This is a genomic window from Athalassotoga sp., from assembly GCF_049965695.1.
Taxonomy (GTDB): domain Bacteria; phylum Thermotogota; class Thermotogae; order Mesoaciditogales; family Mesoaciditogaceae; genus Athalassotoga.
Genome location: NZ_JBMFWB010000029.1, coordinates 1 through 16,195, shown reverse-complemented (window position 1 = coordinate 16,195; position 16,195 = coordinate 1). Strand labels below are relative to the sequence as shown.

The 16,195-nt window shown below is 39.4% G+C and carries 19 protein-coding genes and 1 tRNA gene; all 20 read right to left on the bottom strand.

The genetic code is table 11. The annotated features are described in order from the left end of the window. Positions 1-65 precede the first annotated feature (65 nt). The 20 genes from ACP5NR_RS08275 to era all read right to left on the bottom strand — a co-directional run bounded on the left by ACP5NR_RS08275 (position 66) and on the right by era (position 15,805). Positions 66-140, bottom strand: a tRNA-Arg gene (locus ACP5NR_RS08275). Between the two features lie 80 nt (positions 141-220). Further along, a complete protein-coding gene (gene trxB / locus ACP5NR_RS08270) occupies positions 221-1,180 on the bottom strand; it encodes a thioredoxin-disulfide reductase (RefSeq protein ID WP_428006287.1) in 960 nt (319 codons plus the stop codon). After that, positions 1,177-1,848 carry a protein disulfide oxidoreductase gene (pdo, locus tag ACP5NR_RS08265; protein ID WP_428006286.1) on the bottom strand — a complete coding sequence of 224 codons (672 nt, stop codon included), beginning with the start codon at positions 1,846-1,848 and terminating at the stop codon, positions 1,177-1,179. The genes trxB and pdo overlap by 4 nt, the downstream gene beginning before the upstream one ends. Positions 1,849-1,915: 67 nt before the next feature. Next, positions 1,916-3,100: a bifunctional phosphopantothenoylcysteine decarboxylase/phosphopantothenate--cysteine ligase CoaBC gene (coaBC, locus tag ACP5NR_RS08260; protein ID WP_428006285.1), complete on the bottom strand. Its 1,185-nt coding sequence runs from the start codon at positions 3,098-3,100 to the stop codon at positions 1,916-1,918. After that, complete coding sequence (rpoZ, locus tag ACP5NR_RS08255) at positions 3,097-3,336, bottom strand: DNA-directed RNA polymerase subunit omega (RefSeq protein ID WP_428006284.1); 240 nt, start codon at positions 3,334-3,336, stop codon at positions 3,097-3,099. Before rpoZ ends, coaBC begins: the two co-directional genes overlap by 4 nt. Further along, positions 3,333-3,959, bottom strand: coding sequence for a guanylate kinase (gene gmk, locus ACP5NR_RS08250; RefSeq protein WP_428004814.1), 627 nt, complete (start codon positions 3,957-3,959; stop codon positions 3,333-3,335). The genes rpoZ and gmk overlap by 4 nt, the downstream gene beginning before the upstream one ends. Further along, a complete protein-coding gene (locus ACP5NR_RS08245) occupies positions 3,956-4,261 on the bottom strand; it encodes a DUF370 domain-containing protein (protein WP_428004813.1) in 306 nt (101 codons plus the stop codon). Before ACP5NR_RS08245 ends, gmk begins: the two co-directional genes overlap by 4 nt. 20 nt (positions 4,262-4,281) lie before the next feature. Further along, positions 4,282-5,145, bottom strand: coding sequence for a YicC/YloC family endoribonuclease (locus ACP5NR_RS08240; protein WP_428004822.1), 864 nt, complete (start codon positions 5,143-5,145; stop codon positions 4,282-4,284). Between the two features lie 143 nt (positions 5,146-5,288). Then, positions 5,289-6,116: an aminotransferase class IV gene (locus tag ACP5NR_RS08235; protein ID WP_428004812.1), complete on the bottom strand. Its 828-nt coding sequence runs from the start codon at positions 6,114-6,116 to the stop codon at positions 5,289-5,291. Between the two features lie 12 nt (positions 6,117-6,128). Next, the gene (gene mtaB / locus ACP5NR_RS08230; protein ID WP_428004811.1) at positions 6,129-7,331 is read right to left on the bottom strand and encodes a tRNA (N(6)-L-threonylcarbamoyladenosine(37)-C(2))-methylthiotransferase MtaB; all 1,203 of its coding nucleotides are present in this window, start codon (positions 7,329-7,331) and stop codon (positions 6,129-6,131) included. Between the two features lie 12 nt (positions 7,332-7,343). Beyond that, positions 7,344-8,066, bottom strand: coding sequence for an ATP-binding cassette domain-containing protein (locus tag ACP5NR_RS08225; RefSeq protein WP_428004810.1), 723 nt, complete (start codon positions 8,064-8,066; stop codon positions 7,344-7,346). Beyond that, complete coding sequence (locus ACP5NR_RS08220) at positions 8,047-8,214, bottom strand: hypothetical protein (protein ID WP_428004809.1); 168 nt, start codon at positions 8,212-8,214, stop codon at positions 8,047-8,049. The genes ACP5NR_RS08225 and ACP5NR_RS08220 overlap by 20 nt, the downstream gene beginning before the upstream one ends. A gap of 142 nt (positions 8,215-8,356) precedes the next feature. Then, positions 8,357-8,794 carry an OsmC family protein gene (locus ACP5NR_RS08215; protein WP_428004808.1) on the bottom strand — a complete coding sequence of 146 codons (438 nt, stop codon included), beginning with the start codon at positions 8,792-8,794 and terminating at the stop codon, positions 8,357-8,359. A gap of 194 nt (positions 8,795-8,988) precedes the next feature. Then, complete coding sequence (locus ACP5NR_RS08210; RefSeq protein WP_428004807.1) at positions 8,989-10,143, bottom strand: adenylosuccinate synthetase; 1,155 nt, start codon at positions 10,141-10,143, stop codon at positions 8,989-8,991. A 1-nt stretch (position 10,144) separates the two neighbouring features. Further along, a complete protein-coding gene (purB, locus tag ACP5NR_RS08205) occupies positions 10,145-11,428 on the bottom strand; it encodes an adenylosuccinate lyase (RefSeq protein ID WP_428004806.1) in 1,284 nt (427 codons plus the stop codon). Between the two features lie 155 nt (positions 11,429-11,583). Beyond that, a complete protein-coding gene (locus tag ACP5NR_RS08200; protein ID WP_428004805.1) occupies positions 11,584-12,483 on the bottom strand; it encodes a pseudouridine-5'-phosphate glycosidase in 900 nt (299 codons plus the stop codon). A gap of 92 nt (positions 12,484-12,575) precedes the next feature. After that, positions 12,576-13,559, bottom strand: a complete 984-nt coding sequence (locus tag ACP5NR_RS08195; protein WP_428004821.1) for a biotin-dependent carboxyltransferase family protein — start codon at positions 13,557-13,559, stop codon at positions 12,576-12,578. After that, positions 13,556-14,224, bottom strand: a complete 669-nt coding sequence (pxpB, locus tag ACP5NR_RS08190; RefSeq protein WP_428004803.1) for a 5-oxoprolinase subunit PxpB — start codon at positions 14,222-14,224, stop codon at positions 13,556-13,558. Before pxpB ends, ACP5NR_RS08195 begins: the two co-directional genes overlap by 4 nt. Beyond that, positions 14,214-14,930: a LamB/YcsF family protein gene (locus ACP5NR_RS08185; RefSeq protein ID WP_428004802.1), complete on the bottom strand. Its 717-nt coding sequence runs from the start codon at positions 14,928-14,930 to the stop codon at positions 14,214-14,216. The genes pxpB and ACP5NR_RS08185 overlap by 11 nt, the downstream gene beginning before the upstream one ends. Continuing rightward, complete coding sequence (era, locus tag ACP5NR_RS08180; RefSeq protein ID WP_428004801.1) at positions 14,927-15,805, bottom strand: GTPase Era; 879 nt, start codon at positions 15,803-15,805, stop codon at positions 14,927-14,929. Before era ends, ACP5NR_RS08185 begins: the two co-directional genes overlap by 4 nt. Positions 15,806-16,195 lie beyond the last annotated feature (390 nt).

The following is a 16,195-nucleotide window of genomic DNA, read 5'->3' as shown; positions in this document are numbered from 1 at the left end:
TTTGTCAACAAGTAACATCTATCATTTGACTGAAGTTCGCTTTCCGAAACTAAAACTTATAAATCTGGTGCCCCTAGCAGGAATCGAACCTGCATTTGCGGATTAGGAATCCACCGTTCTATCCATTGAACTATAGAGGCAACTTCCTTCGGAAGTATAACATATAAATGCACAAAAATCAACAAAAAAGACCGCTAACGCGGTCTTTTAAATCTATATCTTAATCAAAATATTTGGTCATATCTATAACGGCTATGGCTCCATCGGCTGCGGCAGTTACGATTTGTCTTAAAGGTGTTTTTCTTATATCTCCAACTACGTAGACACCCTTAACGTTTGTCTCCATATGTTCATCCGCCAGAACAAATCCATTTTCATCAGTTTTTATGTATTTTTTGAATATTTCAACATTCGGTATAAGACCAACGTAAATGAATACTCCGTCTGTTTCATGTTTGGTGATTTCTCCGGTCTGAACATTCTTCAACATGACATATTCAACATTTTTCGTACCGCCTATTTCGGTTACAACTGTATTCCATATGAATTTCATCTTCGATTTAAATGCCCTGTCCTGGGCTATTTTTTGTGCTCTCAATTTATCTCTTCTGTGTATTAAAGTGACTTCGCTGGCGATTTTGGTCATGTAGAGTCCTTCTTCAACCGCACTGTCTCCACCGCCTACGACGATGACTTTTTTGTTTTTGAAAAAACTGCCATCACAAACCGCACAGTAAGAAACACCTTTATTCATGAATTCATTTTCACCTTTCACGCCAAGTTTTTTTGGATTGCTACCTGTTGCTATCACCACAACTTTTGCGAGATATTCGTTGCCAAGATCTGTTTTCAACTTTTTAGGGTTCGATTCAAGATCAACTTCGACGATTTCTTCGTTGGCAAAATTCGCGCCGAAAGTTTTCGCATGCGAAAGAAAATTATCTGCAAGCGCATTTCCGCTTATCGATGTAAAACCCGGATAATCTTCTATCATATCGGTAAGTAAAATTTGGCCACCTTCAGTTGATTTTTCAAAGACTATCGTCTTCAATCCTGCCCTACCAGCATATATGGCCGCTGAAAGTCCGCCGGGGCCCGCACCTATTACCGCAACGTCATAGTTAAGTTCAGCAGGTTTAGAGACATTTGAAAGGTTGAATAAAGGCATTTTATCTATCAAACTCCTTTTAGAGCATTTATTACCTGCTCAACAAAGGCATCTTCCGGCAATGCTCCCACGAACTCGCCTTCACCTTCGTTTATTATTATATGTGGAACTGAAGAAACGTTGTATTGCATTGAAAGATCTGGAAATTCATTTGCTTCTATCATTTCACCGGTTATTTTAGGCGATTGCATGGCAAGTTTGTGTGCCATCAAAACAGCCTTTGGACAGTACGGACACGTCGGAGTGACAAACACCTGTAATTTCAAAGGTTCTTTGATATCTTCAAGTTTCTTGATCGTATCAGGTGAAAGTTCAACCGTACCATTTTTAGAAGTTGCAACAACGTCTTCTATCAGGGATGAGAATTCGTAACCGGACGGTATTCCATAGTATTTTATCCTCATATCCTTATCGGCAGAATCAAGCATCAAAATTGCCGGTACCATTTCCACGTTGTACTTTTTTGCGAGTGCTTCTTCATCATCAAAATCATGGCTTTCAATCGTTATCTTGTTACTCGTTTCAGCCAATTCTTGCAATATCTGTTCTGTAAGATCACAATATTCGCACTCTTCTTTCTTTTTACTTCCAAAAAAGAGTATCTTAACCTCTCCTTTTAATTCCTTCTCAAATAGATCGACAAGATATTTCCTGTCCTCTTCTGAAAGTAATGCTGCCATTAAAATTCACCTCCAAATTACCCTATTCGGGTATGAATATAATACCATATGTATCGAGTATTTGTGTTTAAATTTTTTCGCCTTTTTGTGTTACAACCATGTCAAGCAACAAATTTGCAATTTCCCTTTTTGTCATTCTTTCAACATGAACAGGATCAGAGGTTTTTGAAATGATGAAAACTTCATCGTAATCAGATTCAAAACCTATATCCTTTCTGGAAACATCGTTTGCAACTATCATGTCAAGTGATTTTGATTCAAATTTGTGTTTGGCGTTTTCAACGAGGTTTTGAGTTTCTGCGGCAAATCCAACCACAAATTGATTTGATCTTCTTCTTTTGGAAATTTCAAGCAGTATGTCAGTCGTCTTGATAAGTTTCAAATTGAGTTCTTCGTTGATTTTCTTTATCTTTTGATCTGATACTCGCTCGACTTTGTAATCTGAGACTGCCGCGGCCATTATCACAACGTCTTCATTTTCCAAAAGGCCAAGTACTTTTTCGGCCATTTCTTGAACACTTTCAACCTCGTACCTTTTGACTTTGAAAGGAGCCGGTATGTTCACAGGCCCTGAAACAAGATCTACCTGTGCGCCTCGAATCGCGGCCATTTTGGCTATTTCGTATCCCATCTTTCCGGAAGATCTGTTTGAAATATACCTTACCGGATCTATTGCCTCTCTTGTTGGCCCTGCGGTGACAAGCACTCTTAGGCCACCCATATCTTTTCTTGTAAGAAGACTTTCTATTTCAAAGACGATCTTAGCGTTGTCGGGATATCTTCCCTTTCCTTCTTCTCCATCAGCAAGATGACCACTCTCGGGATCGACTATCGTCCAGCCGTAATTGAGTAATTTTTGAATGTTGTCCTGTGTAACCGGATTTTCGTACATTCTGACGTTCATTGCCGGAACGACGATCTTGGGTCCCTTGAAGGCAAGTGCACTTGCGGTTACGATGTTGTCCGCTATGCCATTCGCAATTTTTGCAATCGTATTCGCAGTCGCAGGCGCTATAACCATGATCTCAGCCCATGCAGACAATCCAGTGTGGGATATCAAGCCAGTGTAGTCAAATTCATTTGTGTAAACTTCGGTGTTGCCGACTGCAGAAAAAGTTAGCGGCGAAATGAATTTCGTCGCACTTTCGGTCATCAAAACTTTGATCTCGTCTTTCCTTTTTCTCAAAATGCTGACAAGTTCTACAGCCTTGTAGGCTGCTATCCCGCCGGTGACAGCCAAAAGTACCTTCATTTTTTCTTGGCCGTTTTCACGTTTGCAACAAGCACTTTTAACATTTCAGCGTTCTTTATTTCGACGTATCCTACTCTCATTTCTTCAAGTGCAATCGTTACGAGATTTGAATCTTCCGTTTTCACCATCGGCTTTGAAAGTTCGTTAAGGGATTCAGCCCTTTTCGCAACGGCCATGGCTATTGCATATTTGTTACCGTATCTGTTCATCAAAACTTCGTAAAGTTTATCTTTCACAGATCCACACCATCCTTTGACTTGTAAAAATTGTACTTTCCAACGAATTCGCCAAGTCTCGAAACTTTCAACTGTTCGGATATGATTATAGATTCAAGTTGCTTAACTGATGCAGAAATATCCGTGTTGACTATAAGATAATCAAACTTTGATATTTGAGAAAGTTCGAATTTGGCGTCTTCTATTCTTTTTTCAAGGTTATTCGGATCTTCCGTATGACGCTTTACCAGCCTATCTTTTAATTCTTTGAAAGATGGCGGAGCCACGAATATGAAAACACCGTCTTTAAAAATTTTCTTGACGTTCAAGGCTCCTTTCACATCAACGTCCAAAAGCATGTTAATGCCATTATTCAGACGAGATTCGACAAAACTTCTGGATGTACCGTAAAGATGATCGTGAACTTCAGCCCATTCAAGAAATTCTCCCTTTTCGATCAAAGATTTAAAGGTTTTTTCATCAACAAAAAAATAATCCACGCCATCAACTTCGTCTTCTCTTCTCGGCCTTGTCGTGTAAGACACTGAGAATTCTATTCCTTCCAATTCAGACATTACGGCTTTAACTATTGTAGTTTTACCGGCCCCTGAAGGGCCACTCATCACAAAAAGCATTCCCTTCATGACTTTGCTTTGCTTTTTGCCTTGTTTTCGGGAGTTTGTTCCATGACTTCTTTCATTTCCTGGAACGAAGATTGAAACCTTTCAGATATCGTTTCTGGTTGTATAGCACTCAATATGACATGATTACTGTCGGTGATGAGAATAGACCTTGTTCTTCTGCCATAAGTCGCATCTATGAGTTTCCCATCGTCTTTTGCTCCATCCTTAAGACGCTTCAGAGGTGCAGACTCCGGGTTAACGATCACTATAACCCTATCTCCTATTACAACGTTTCCAAATCCTATGTTTATAAGCCCGTACATACTTCCTCCCTCCGTACTTCTTATTCGATATTTTGAACCTGTTCCCTTAATTTTTTGACAATGGTTTTGGATTCCACAACAAGACTTAAAACTTCAGGAATCTTAGATTTGGCCGAGAGCGTGTTAATTTCTCTACCTATTTCCTGAAAGATAAAATCAAGTTCGCTTCCGACATCCGCTTTTGATTTCATCAACTCTCGAGCCCTGGACATGTGAACGAATACCCTCGATATTTCTTCGCCTATGTCAGCCCTCTGAATTGTCATGATAACCTCTTGTTCTATTCTTTGAGGATCCATCTGTATTTCTGAAAAATTATCTTTTAAACTTTGAAGGATCATCTCTTTGTATTTTTCTCTGTTTTGAGATTCGTATGTGTTCATCTTTTTCATTATTTCATCAAGACTAACCATCTGATCTTCGAGGTATACCCTTAATTTTTCTCCTTCTGCTTCTCTGCTTTTGTTGTAATTTTCGATGGCTTCAGTCAACACAGTTTGAAATCCTTCCCATATTTTGTCTTCGGTTTGAATGTCAAGAGACATCTTGAAAATATCCTTTATCTCAAGTAATTGTCCCAGATCGAGTCTCAGTTCCACTCCTATTTCTCTTTCTATCTCCTTAAACGCTTTGAAATAAGACTTTGCAAGTTCAAGATCCGGTATGACGAGACTGGATTCAAAATTTCCCCTTATGTCTATTTTTATGGAAATGCTTCCCCTTTTGATCTCCGATTGAACTATGGGAAGAGATCTTGCCTCAAAGGAAGAAAAAAGGTAAGGAAGAAAAAAGGAGATGTTAAGATACTTGTGATTAACTCCTTTCATTTCCACGGTGTAAAACACGTCGTTTATGTTTTTATTTACTTTCGAGTATCCCGTCATGCTCTTCAAACAAATCACCCTCTCATGTATTATGACACAAATCAAAGGAAAAATGAAATAGCAAAAGAAAAGATATAATAAAAGTCTTTAAGTGTCTCTAACGGCTATTTTTCAGGTAAATTAGGCATTTTTTGGTTATTTAATCACCATAAATCCGATCTTTGAAATATGTAAGGTTTAAAATTTTCAATCAAAAGTTGGGTAATAATTCCAGGTTCGTCTTGAAAAACAGAACGATTCTCTATTTTTCTGACCGGTATTATGCCGGCACTTGTTCTTGTCAAAAAGCATTCAGAGCAGTTAAAAAGTTCATCTACATTGACAAGTCTTTCGTCAATTCTTATCTCGAGCGATTTTGCAAGATCTATAACAACTTCTCTTGTTATTCCATCCAATATGCCAGTCTCAATCGATGGCGTGACAAGCGTGTTATTTTCGACGAGAAAAAGGTTACTCATGAATCCTTCGGCCACAAAGCCACGGCTGTTTAACATCAAAACTTCGTAAAAATTTTCTTTTCCCTGTCGAGCGATCATCAAATTGGCATGAGAGGTGGTTTTAAGGGCAGAAGGAAGAGATGATTCATCCATCTTTCTCAACTTTGATATGCCGATGTCCACTCCGTACGTGTAAATGTCTGAAGGCGGGGCCTGCAACTCCATGATATAGGCAAGAAAAAGGGGTTTCTTACCATCACCGTTTGTCAGAACGACTCTTATGGTACAGTCTTCTTTTACATCTCTTATTCCATCGAGAAGGATAGACTTGAATTCCTCAAAATCCATTTTTAAAGGTATTCCCAAAATCTGGGATGACCTTTTAAAACGATTGAAATGTTTTTGAGGAGCAAAAAGTGAACCATTGTAGGTTCTTAAACTCTCGTAAACTCCTTCTCCGTACATGAATCCGCGATCCATGACACTTATAAGCACTTCTTCATCGTGCCATTTCGAATCAAAGTATATTCTCATGCGTACACCCCCTCAGACATCGATTTGAACAAAATCTCCAACTTTGGCATCGCTTCTGAAATTGTACTTGAGATAGTAATCGTTGAAGCCTTCACGAAATTCATCTTTGATTTCTTCGACAAGAATTCTTTGGCTGGATCCCGTTAATTTTTCTCTAAACTTTTCCTCAAGATGATTTGAAAGAGATTTCAACAATTTTACTCTGATCTTTTTGGTAAAATCATCAACGCCGTTTTTCATTTTGGAAGCCTTTGTCTCGTTTTTTGGTGAAAATGGAAATGCATGTATTCTCATTACATCTATATTTGAAAGTAATTCGACGGTTTTATCGAAATCTTCGTTCTTTTCCGTTGGAAAACCGGCTATGATATCGACAGAAAATGCAAATAAAGGATCTATCGATCTGAACCTTTGAACGGTTTTCATCACATCGTCGGCAGTGTAATTTCTCCCCATATCACGTAACACAGCGTCAGATCCACTTTGAACGGATAGATGAAGATGATGACAGAGTTTTTCGTCATTTTCAAACAAGTTTTCAAGTGTCATGGCATTAAGAGGATCTATTGAACTAAGTCTCACTCTGAATTTTCCGTCTACTTTCGATATCGCCTCGAGTAGATCTCTTAATTTTAAACCGTTGTCATCGTAAAGTGCAACATTTATTCCGCTTACGACGATTTCTTTTATTCCAGAGTCAACCATATGACGTACTTCATCAAGCACTACGCTGAGAGATTTTGAACGTATCTTTGTGCCTCTGAAATGTGGAACGGCACAATAGGTACATCCCCAATTGCAACCATTTTCAACACTTAAAAAGCCGCGCGTTCGATCGAGATTTTTCGAAATTGAATAGTTCATAGTGTCGTTGAGAAAATAAGCAGGTGACTCTATTTTCCCGATTTTATCCAGATATTCGATGATCCTCATCTTTTCTCCGTTTCCCAGTACAAGATCGAAATCCGGAACTTCTCCATCGTGAACGGCACAGCCTGCAAGCACTATCTTTGCTTTGGAATTACGCTTAAAATGCCTTGCCATTTGTAACGATTGACGTTTTGCTTCGGATGTCACGGCGCAACTGTTGACAACAACAACATCGGCGTCTTTGAAATCAGTTCTTTCGTATCCGATACTTTCGAGCAATTCGGATATCTTTGCGCTTTCGTATTGATTGAATTTACATCCAAGGGTGTAAATATGGTACTTCACCGTTAACCTCTTTTAGATGTTTGAATTGGAAAATTTGAAAACCATCTCTTTTTTTGTGCCTTCAAATTCTATCTTACCATTTTTCATCATGATAATTTTATCAGATATCGGCAAAAAATTGGGCATCTTTCTTGTAGCAAGAATGAGAGTGTACTTTTGCTTTAGAGAAAGTACGACATTTTGAACGTTCAAAGCGGCTTCATCGTCAAGATGATCCACGATGCAATCAAGCGCTATAACTTCCGGTTCTCTTAAAATAGCCAACATGAGCAAAAAAAGCACCCTGGTGTTTCCATGAAGATCTTCAACGTAGGTATGCATTCCCGCTTTCAAAAGATCTATAACTCCGAGTTGTTTCAACAAATTCACCATTTCATCCGAATATAAATCCACATTTCTTCCCTTAACAAGGGTTATCATCTGGTTAACGGTTAAAGAGGATAAACTTTCTATGAACGAGGTATCAACGTAGGCTATCTTACGCCTTAAGAATTTTCTATCGGCATTTATTATGCTTTGACCATGAAAAAAGATGTCACCTTTGAAATCAAGCGAATCAAAAAGTTCTTCATTCAAATGCACAATACTTCTGAGGAGCGCAGATTTACCGGAACTCCTCGGGCCATAAATGAGTACAACGCTTTTTTCTTCAACTTTTAAAGAAATATCTTCAAGCAAGGAATTTCCATCGATCTTGAGTGAAAAATTTCTAAATTCAATTAGAGGATTGCCCATTTTTTTGATCTATCTTCTGATCAAAACATCCTTCAAGAGAACGTTTCATGAATTCAACCTTCGCTTCATCATTTTTAAAGCGAAGCATCTTCAAAAGATCGAACTGGGATACGATCCTCGGATTGTTAACGACGTTTTTGAATTTCATAGTTACACCTGCCTTGTATGGATCGTTTAATTCAAGTATACAGACATGATTTGTCTTTCACTTATACTATCTTTGAATAAATCATTAAGGATGTGGGTCATAAAAGATAAAACCGCCCGAAAGCGGTTTTATCTTTGTTTAATCATTTTAAAACGGATATTTTAATAGGCGTTGGATTTCTAAGGTTGTCACTGACAGGACATCTGTCTTCAACGGCCTTAATCCACTTATCGATGGTTGCCTTATCGGCACTCGTAACCGGTTTGAGATTTACCCTTATCTCTTTGTATCCTGTTCTTTCCTTTGTTGGCTTCCCCATGAATTTAGAAGGATCCATTTCTCCTTCTATTGTCATCTCAAGACCCTTAAGTTCCATTCCCATTTCTTTTGCCACAAGGTGACCGACAACATTTAAACATCCACCCAAAGCTGCGAGGACATATTCAACCGGATTTGGTCCATCATCTGTACCACCAAGATTTGGCGGTTCATCGATTATAATCTTGAATTTAGACGTGTTTACGACCAATTTCGTCGGGTTCTCACACTTTGCCGTTACAGAAAATTTCATATCTGGCATATTTTCCACCTCCACTTAAATTTTACAATCTCATGGTTAAATGTTTTTGTTTTATTTGTGAATTCTTTCACCACAATTCATAAATCATCAGTTACATTTATATATAATGGCGAATGGCATATGGCAAACGGTAGGTGGCTCGCGGCGGAGAGCATGATGTCATTCCGCTACGATCTACGCGCTGAATTTAGATTTCACCTTTGAAAAATTTCTTCCTCGGACGGTCCGTAAGATACGTATTTAATGCGCCGCCTGACGTGATGTTCTATGGCTGAAATGAAATCTGCAAACTCCGAACTTTCCAGATTTTTCCATCCTTTTACATACTCAATCGTTGGTTTCAAACTTCCAAGATCGTATGGAATGATTTTTTTATCGTAAGAAATGCACACGCCAACTTTTTCAAGGCCATTTAGTACGTCCGACTTTGTCATGACAAGATGATCTACATTTGAAACGTTGGATGCGTATTCAAGTTGCGGAAAATCTATCCACCCGCATCTTCTTGGCCTTCCGGTTGTGGCGCCAAATTCCGAACCCCTTTTTCTGAGATCGTCTCCGGCCTCTCCAAAAATCTCTGTCGGAAATGGACCTGATCCAACACGTGTGGTGTATGCTTTGAAAACACCCCAGACTTCGTATTTTTCGGATTTCAGTCCCGATCCGTAAAACGCAAATGAAGGTATCGTTGGAGTTGACGTCACGTAAGGGTAAGTTCCGTACATCGGATCTAACATTATGCCTTGCGTTCCTTCGAACAAAATTTGACCTTCAACTTTTGGATCTAAAACCCTGTCTTTTATCTTTTCAAACTGGCTCAAAAGTTCATCTGCAATGGATTGATCTCCAAAATTGGATATTTCAGCAAGCAAATCAACTTTTTCTTTCAGATGATTCTGATCGAAAAGGTCAAAGAGGCGGATGCCCACCCTGTTTGCGTCATTTGAAACCGTAGGTCCGATTCCGCGTCCCGTTGTACCGACGGAATTTTTGCCTTTTGTTTTTTCAATAGCCCCATCCTGCCATTTTTCAATAGGCGTTATGACCCTGCAATAGGGTGACACAAACAATCTTTCTTTGATATCGGGATATATCTTTGAGATTTCTTTTATTTCAGAATTTAAAGTTTCGAGGTCAACAAGGGTACCGCGACTTATGAAAAGAAAATTTTCATTCGTGCCTGACGGAAGTAAATGGTGAACCATTTTTGTGTTTCCATGATAAACTGTATGACCTGCGTTTGGTCCGCCAGAAAATCTGACGATCCATTTGTGCGATCTTGAAAGTTTTTGAACGACCTTCCCTTTTCCTTCGTCTCCCCATTGTAATCCCACAACTATCGAATCCAATTCAATTCCTCCCTTCAAATCTTTTAAAGATATCATCGACATGTTTTAAGTAATAAGAAAGATCAAAGGCATCGTCCAGGTTGATATCTCCAACGTACGCTCCGAGAGCCTCCTTCAGAGTTGCAGATTCGTTATTCCACACCTTCATGGAAGCTTTTTGAACTATTAGATATGCCTCTTCACGACTCATGCCATTTTCTATGAGTTTAAGTAAAACTCTTTCTGAAAACACAAGGCCACCCGTCATGTATATGTTCGATCTCATCCTTTTCTCATCTACAACGAGACCTTTTATCATCCTGTTGAGTTCTTCGGCCATGAAATAAATTAAAGATGTTGCGTCCGGAAAGATCACACGCTCGACCGAAGAATGAGAGATGTCCCTTTCGTGCCAAAGTGAAATATCTTCCATCGCCGATAAAGCGTATCCCCTTATGATCCTCGAAAGGCCGGCTATTCTTTCGCAATTCACGGGATTTTTCTTGTGTGGCATGGCACTCGATCCTCTTTGTGTCTTTGTGAATGGTTCTTGTACCTCTCTTATCTCGGTCCTTTGAAGATTTCTTATCTCGATTGCTATTCGCTCAAACTCGCTCCCGATTATGGCAAGTGCGGTGATATAACTTGCATGAAGATCCCTCGGCAGGATCTGTGTTGATATGTTTGCCGGTGCAAGACCAAGTTTTTCACAGGTAAGTTTTTCAATTTCAGGAGGTACATTGGCATAATTACCGACAGCGCCTGAAATTTTACCAATTCCTATTTTTTTTATCTCCGCCGTCAGCCTTTCTTTCCCTCTCGATATGCCGTCATACCAGTTCAGCACTTTAAGCCCAAAAGTTGTCGGCTCCGCGTGAACACCGTGGGTTCTTCCAATTACAGGTGTATGTTTGTATCGTTGTGCGAGCGTGAAAGTCGAATTCATAAGATCATCGATCTTCGAAATTATTTGCTTCGCAGATTCAACGATCGCCATTGAAAAAGCCGTGTCCACGACATCCGAAGAGGTAAGTCCATAATGAAAATATCTCGCTTCATCTCCCATCTTGGATGTTGCGACTTTTACAAAACTTATGACATCGTGACCAACCTGTGCTTCAACTTCAGAAATTTTCTCATCGTCTAAAATGGCGTTTTTCTTTGCAAGATCAGAATATCCTTTTGGAATAAGTCCGTATGCTTCGTAAGATTCCATAACGGCAAACTCTACTTTAAGCCATCTTTCGTATCTTGCCTCATCAGACCACAATTTTTTCATACATTCCGGTGTATATCTGTCTATCATGATCTCACTTCCCTCTCGCAAAACAATACGATTTTACCATATAAATAAAAATAAGGGCCCTAATAAGGGGCCCTTTTGTATAATTAAGGGGGATAGGGGGGTATTTCACTTACTTAGACGAAAGCCATTTAATTTTGTTCAAAGAATTTTTGGTTTCAAATTGATTTAGATATCATTGCGGCCAAAGCGGCATTCGATTTAGCGAGTTCGACATTTGCTTCAAGGGCTTTCGGAACATATTCAACGATATGCGCAAGTAAAAATGGCGTAACATCTTTTCCGTGAATGCCGAGCCTGTTTGCCTCTTCAAGTGCGATATTTATCGCTTTATCTATGATTTCATGAGGAATCTCTTTGGACTTTTCTATTGGATTTGCGACAAGCATGCCTCCTTCAAGACCCAACGCCAATTTTGCCTTGAAAATCTGCGCTACCGCTTTTGGGTTATCTGCACGCATGTAAAGTTTAGACTCGCTCTTTTGAGAATAAAATGATGGAAAATCATCCGTTTTGTATCCCACGACCGTCACACCCAAAGTTTCAAGCACTTCAAGAGTTTTTGGAATGTCAAGTATGGATTTGACTCCTGCCGAGACCACAATTACCGGCGTCTTGGAAAGTTCAAAAAGATCTGCAGAAATATCGAAGGTATCAACAACACCTCTGTGTACCCCTCCAACGCCCCCCGTTGCAAAGACCTTTATTCCGGCCATGTTGGCGCAGATCATGGTGGCAGCAACCGTTGTGGCACCGTCAAATCCATTCGCAACGGCGTAAGGCAAATCCATCCTACTGAGTTTTAAAATGCCTTTTTTGGTTGCCATGTATTCAAGTTCATCATCGTCAAGGCCTACCTTTATGCGTCCCTTTATGACCGCTATGGTGGCAGGGACAGCGCCGTTATCTTCGATTATCTTCTCGAGCGTTTTGGCAGTTTGTACGTTCGTGGGATATGGCATGCCATGGGAGATTATGGTCGATTCAAGCGCAACAATTGGCATGTGCGATTTTATCGCCTCTTTTACTTTTAAAGAAAGATCCAAAAAATCGTTCATTCTTTCACCTCTTCCAAAAATTTTTCAATCTCAAATTCGTCAGGTACCGATCTTGCACCGAATTTATGTCTCCGATTACGGCCACGTAATTTTCATTCATCTTTCTCTTTCACCTCAACGTTGAATTGTGAACCGTTGACCTTTACAAAATAAGATTTCGATTCTCCGGATTTTAGATCGTATTCGACGGATCTCAACCATCTTTCCCTTTCAACATAAAGTTCTCTCGCCATCTCAACATCTATCAATTGAAATTCTATTTCGTCATCCGGCTTTTTTTGACCAAGTATTGGTATATCCACGGATATCACATTTGCTATTTTCGGATATCCTCCCGTTGTCTGATGATCGACCATCATGATGATTGGAAGACCATTACCGGCTACCTGAATTGTACCATTCGCAACACCTTCCGAGACTATATCGTAACGGTCAAGAACCAATTTTGGCCCATCAAGTCTGTATCCGGTCCTATCGCTGTCAGACGTTATTTTATATTTAGAATTTAAAAATTCACCGTCATTTTTCAAATATCCCCATTGAGGTCCACCAATTACCCTGATCTTCGTGGTTTCTTCAAAAACACGATTCATCTCATGTTTTACCTTCAAATGACTATCTTCAAATGCTATCAAATCGCCTGCAATCAACTTTCTGCCCTTGAATCCGCCAAATTTGGCCGGCAGACATGTCGATTTGCTTTTAAAAATTTTTTCGACTTTCACTCCCCCGCCGATCGCAAGATAAACCCTGAAGCCATTTTTCATTCCTGAAAGTCTAAGCACATCTCCGTCTTTCACGTCGATGCTGCACCATGGTGCAATTTCATGGTTGTTGATCGTTGCCACAGGATCGCCACCGCAAATTGCGATTGTGCGATCGTCATCGAAGACACTTTCGAAAATCCCGCCTGTTATCTCTATCGTACTTTCATTTTTACCATTTCCGACAAGTAAGTTGGCAATTCTGAATGAAAGATCGTCCATCGGTCCCGATTGTGGAATTCCATACCTTTGAAAGCCAAATCTGCCCATATCCTGAACTGTTGAAAGCAATCCGGGATTTTTGACCATCATCGACACAATTTTTCATATCCTTTTTCATCTATGGGAATGAATTTCACTCTATCTCCGACATCAAAAAGCACAGGGGGATCTTTTTTCACATCGAAGATTTTAAGAGGAGTTCTTCCTATTATCTGCCATCCGCCAGGACTGTCTATGGGATATATGCCCGTTTGACCGCCAGCGATTCCGACGCTGCCTGATGGTACTAATTTTCTTGGACTTTTCAATCTCGGAGCGTTTATGATGGAAGGGAGGCCATAAAGGTAAGGAAAACCTGGCATAAAGCCGATCATCCAGACTTCGTAATTTGCACCAGAATGAATGTTTATAACATCTTCGACAGATATTTTGTTTACATTTGCGACAAACTCTATGTCAGGTCCGAATTTGCCTCCGTACAAAACAGGAATCTCCACCGTTTTCCCCTCAACGACAAAATCAACGGAAGATTCATCAAAATTTTTTAATTTCTCCATTAAGCATTTGTATTTGATGATTTCGGGGTTGTAAATCAGAGTAATCGATGAATAAGATGGAATCCATTCAATAACGCCTTCTATTTTGGAATTTAAAAGGAATTTGTCAAATTTCATAACCGAAAGATGCGCAGTCTGATTTATTTCATCTGAAAATTTGAGGATTAATCCTCTATCGCCGAGTGTATCAATTACCAAGACCTTTTACCTCCACACCGAATCTGTCAAAGGTTTCTCTTATTTTCATGACGATCATCGGTGCATTAGGTGTGTCCGAATGAACGCAAAGCGTATTGATAACTCCTTCTTTAACCATACGCAAAGCCCTCTGAGCAATTTCATTTGCATCTTCGAGCACGGCACCCTTTACATTTCTTGACACGAGAGTTCCGTCATCGTTGTATGCCCTGTCGGCAAAACCTTCAAGTGCAACTTTAAGGCCCTGTTCAAGTGCATACATGACAAGTGCCGATTTTGGAAGGCCGACGATTATAAGATTTGAATCGAATGCTTTTACGGCATCGACAATGGCACGGGCGATCTTTGTATCTTTGAATGCCATGTTGTAAAGGGATCCATGGGGTTTGACGTGTGTCATGTGACCGGAGATCTTGACGAAAGCGTTCAAAGCGCCAATCTGGTAAAGCACATAATTTTTTATCTCATCGTAAGATAAATTCATTTCTCTTCTTCCAAAGCCTAAAAGGTCCGGAAAAGACGGATGCGCGCCTATCGAAAGGTTATTTTTCACGGCCATATCGACAGTTTTTTTTATGGTATCAGGATCGCCGGCATGAAAACCGCAGGCAATGTTGACAGAAGTAACGTACTTGAAGATAAGTTCGTCTGCACCGAAATTGTAAATTCCGAATCCCTCTCCGGCATCGCAATTCAGATCTATCAATTTATTTCCTCCCTGAACATTCTTCCAAGCATTTTTTCATCTTCGGTCCAGTTTGTTTTCACCTTCACATGCAAAGAAAGAAAAACATGATTATCAAGCAAATATTCTATATCCTTCCTCGCAAGCGTGCCAATTTCTTTTATCATTTTGCCACCTTTACCCAATACAATACCCTTTTGCGAGTCTCTTTCGACAAATATGGTAGCGTATATCTTCGTAATCTTATCATCTTCTTCGATTTGATCGATCTCGACTGCGCTTGAATAAGGTATTTCTTCATGAGTCAATTCAAAAACTTTTTCTCTTATTATTTCGGAAATCATGAAGGCCGTTGGTCTATCGGTTATGATGTTTTCGGGATAATACTTCGGACCCTCTGGAAGCATAGATTTGATACTTTCAAGAAGAATGCCGGTGCCTTTATTTTGAATGGCAGAGATCTCAAAAACATTTTTCGCATCTAAGTCATCAAAGATCGATCTCGCCTCTTTTAAATAACTTTCATTTGCGATATCCATTTTATTGATAACACCTATAACCGGCGTTCTTAACTCTTTAATTTTTGCAGCAACAGTTTTATCCGCACTGCCGACCCGCGTTGCAGATATCACAAACAGTATAAGATCATTTCCTTCAAGGGCGGAGACCGCTATTTTGAAGAGATATTTTCCTATCATGTGAAGAGGTTTGTGAATGCCGGGCGTATCAACAAAGATAATTTGAGCATCATCTGATGTTAAAATTGCATTTATCCTGTTTCGCGTTGTGCCAGGCTTTTGGGAAACTATCGAAACCTTTTCTCCAACAAACGCATTAACTAAAGTCGATTTTCCAACACTTGGTGCACCGGCAACACATACAAATCCAGATTTCACTTTTCACCTCGCTAACATTTATAAAATTATACCATACATGAAGATCGCTGTTTGTCTTTGTTTTTTCTGCTTACAGCCATCACGCATTACTCTTCACTTTTCATATTTCACTTTTTGATCAAGTGTAACTATGAGTTTAAAAAGTGTTATACATCAACCTATGTTGAGTGATAAAGGGAGGTAAAAAATTGTATTTTTCAATTGAGCCAAAAAGATCGAAGGAAAATTAATCGTGAAAAGAAACTTAAAACTTTGAAGGCCTCAATTTATATGTATGTTATATTTATAATGAATGTTTTTGTAATTACATTCATGACTTTTGTTGCGTTAACGATCCATAAAGAATAATCTTTGAATAATTGTTGGTAAAATGATTGTAAATTTTTGTAG

Coding starts and splice junctions, on each gene's coding strand:
- ACP5NR_RS08220 (WP_428004809.1), bottom strand. CDS start 8,214: ATGAAATTCAAAAACGTCGTTAACAATCCGAGGATCGTATCCCAGTTC.
- ACP5NR_RS08225 (WP_428004810.1), bottom strand. CDS start 8,066: ATGGGCAATCCTCTAATTGAATTTAGAAATTTTTCACTCAAGATCGAT.
- ACP5NR_RS08240 (WP_428004822.1), bottom strand. CDS start 5,145: ATGACGGGATACTCGAAAGTAAATAAAAACATAAACGACGTGTTTTAC.
- ACP5NR_RS08195 (WP_428004821.1), bottom strand. CDS start 13,559: ATGATGGTCAAAAATCCCGGATTGCTTTCAACAGTTCAGGATATGGGC.
- ACP5NR_RS08235 (WP_428004812.1), bottom strand. CDS start 6,116: ATGAGAATATACTTTGATTCGAAATGGCACGATGAAGAAGTGCTTATA.
- coaBC (WP_428006285.1), bottom strand. CDS start 3,100: ATGAAGGTACTTTTGGCTGTCACCGGCGGGATAGCAGCCTACAAGGCT.
- ACP5NR_RS08215 (WP_428004808.1), bottom strand. CDS start 8,794: ATGCCAGATATGAAATTTTCTGTAACGGCAAAGTGTGAGAACCCGACG.
- gmk (WP_428004814.1), bottom strand. CDS start 3,959: ATGAAGGGAATGCTTTTTGTGATGAGTGGCCCTTCAGGGGCCGGTAAA.
- purB (WP_428004806.1), bottom strand. CDS start 11,428: ATGATAGACAGATATACACCGGAATGTATGAAAAAATTGTGGTCTGAT.
- ACP5NR_RS08200 (WP_428004805.1), bottom strand. CDS start 12,483: ATGAACGATTTTTTGGATCTTTCTTTAAAAGTAAAAGAGGCGATAAAA.
- pdo (WP_428006286.1), bottom strand. CDS start 1,848: ATGGCAGCATTACTTTCAGAAGAGGACAGGAAATATCTTGTCGATCTA.
- ACP5NR_RS08245 (WP_428004813.1), bottom strand. CDS start 4,261: ATGTACGGGCTTATAAACATAGGATTTGGAAACGTTGTAATAGGAGAT.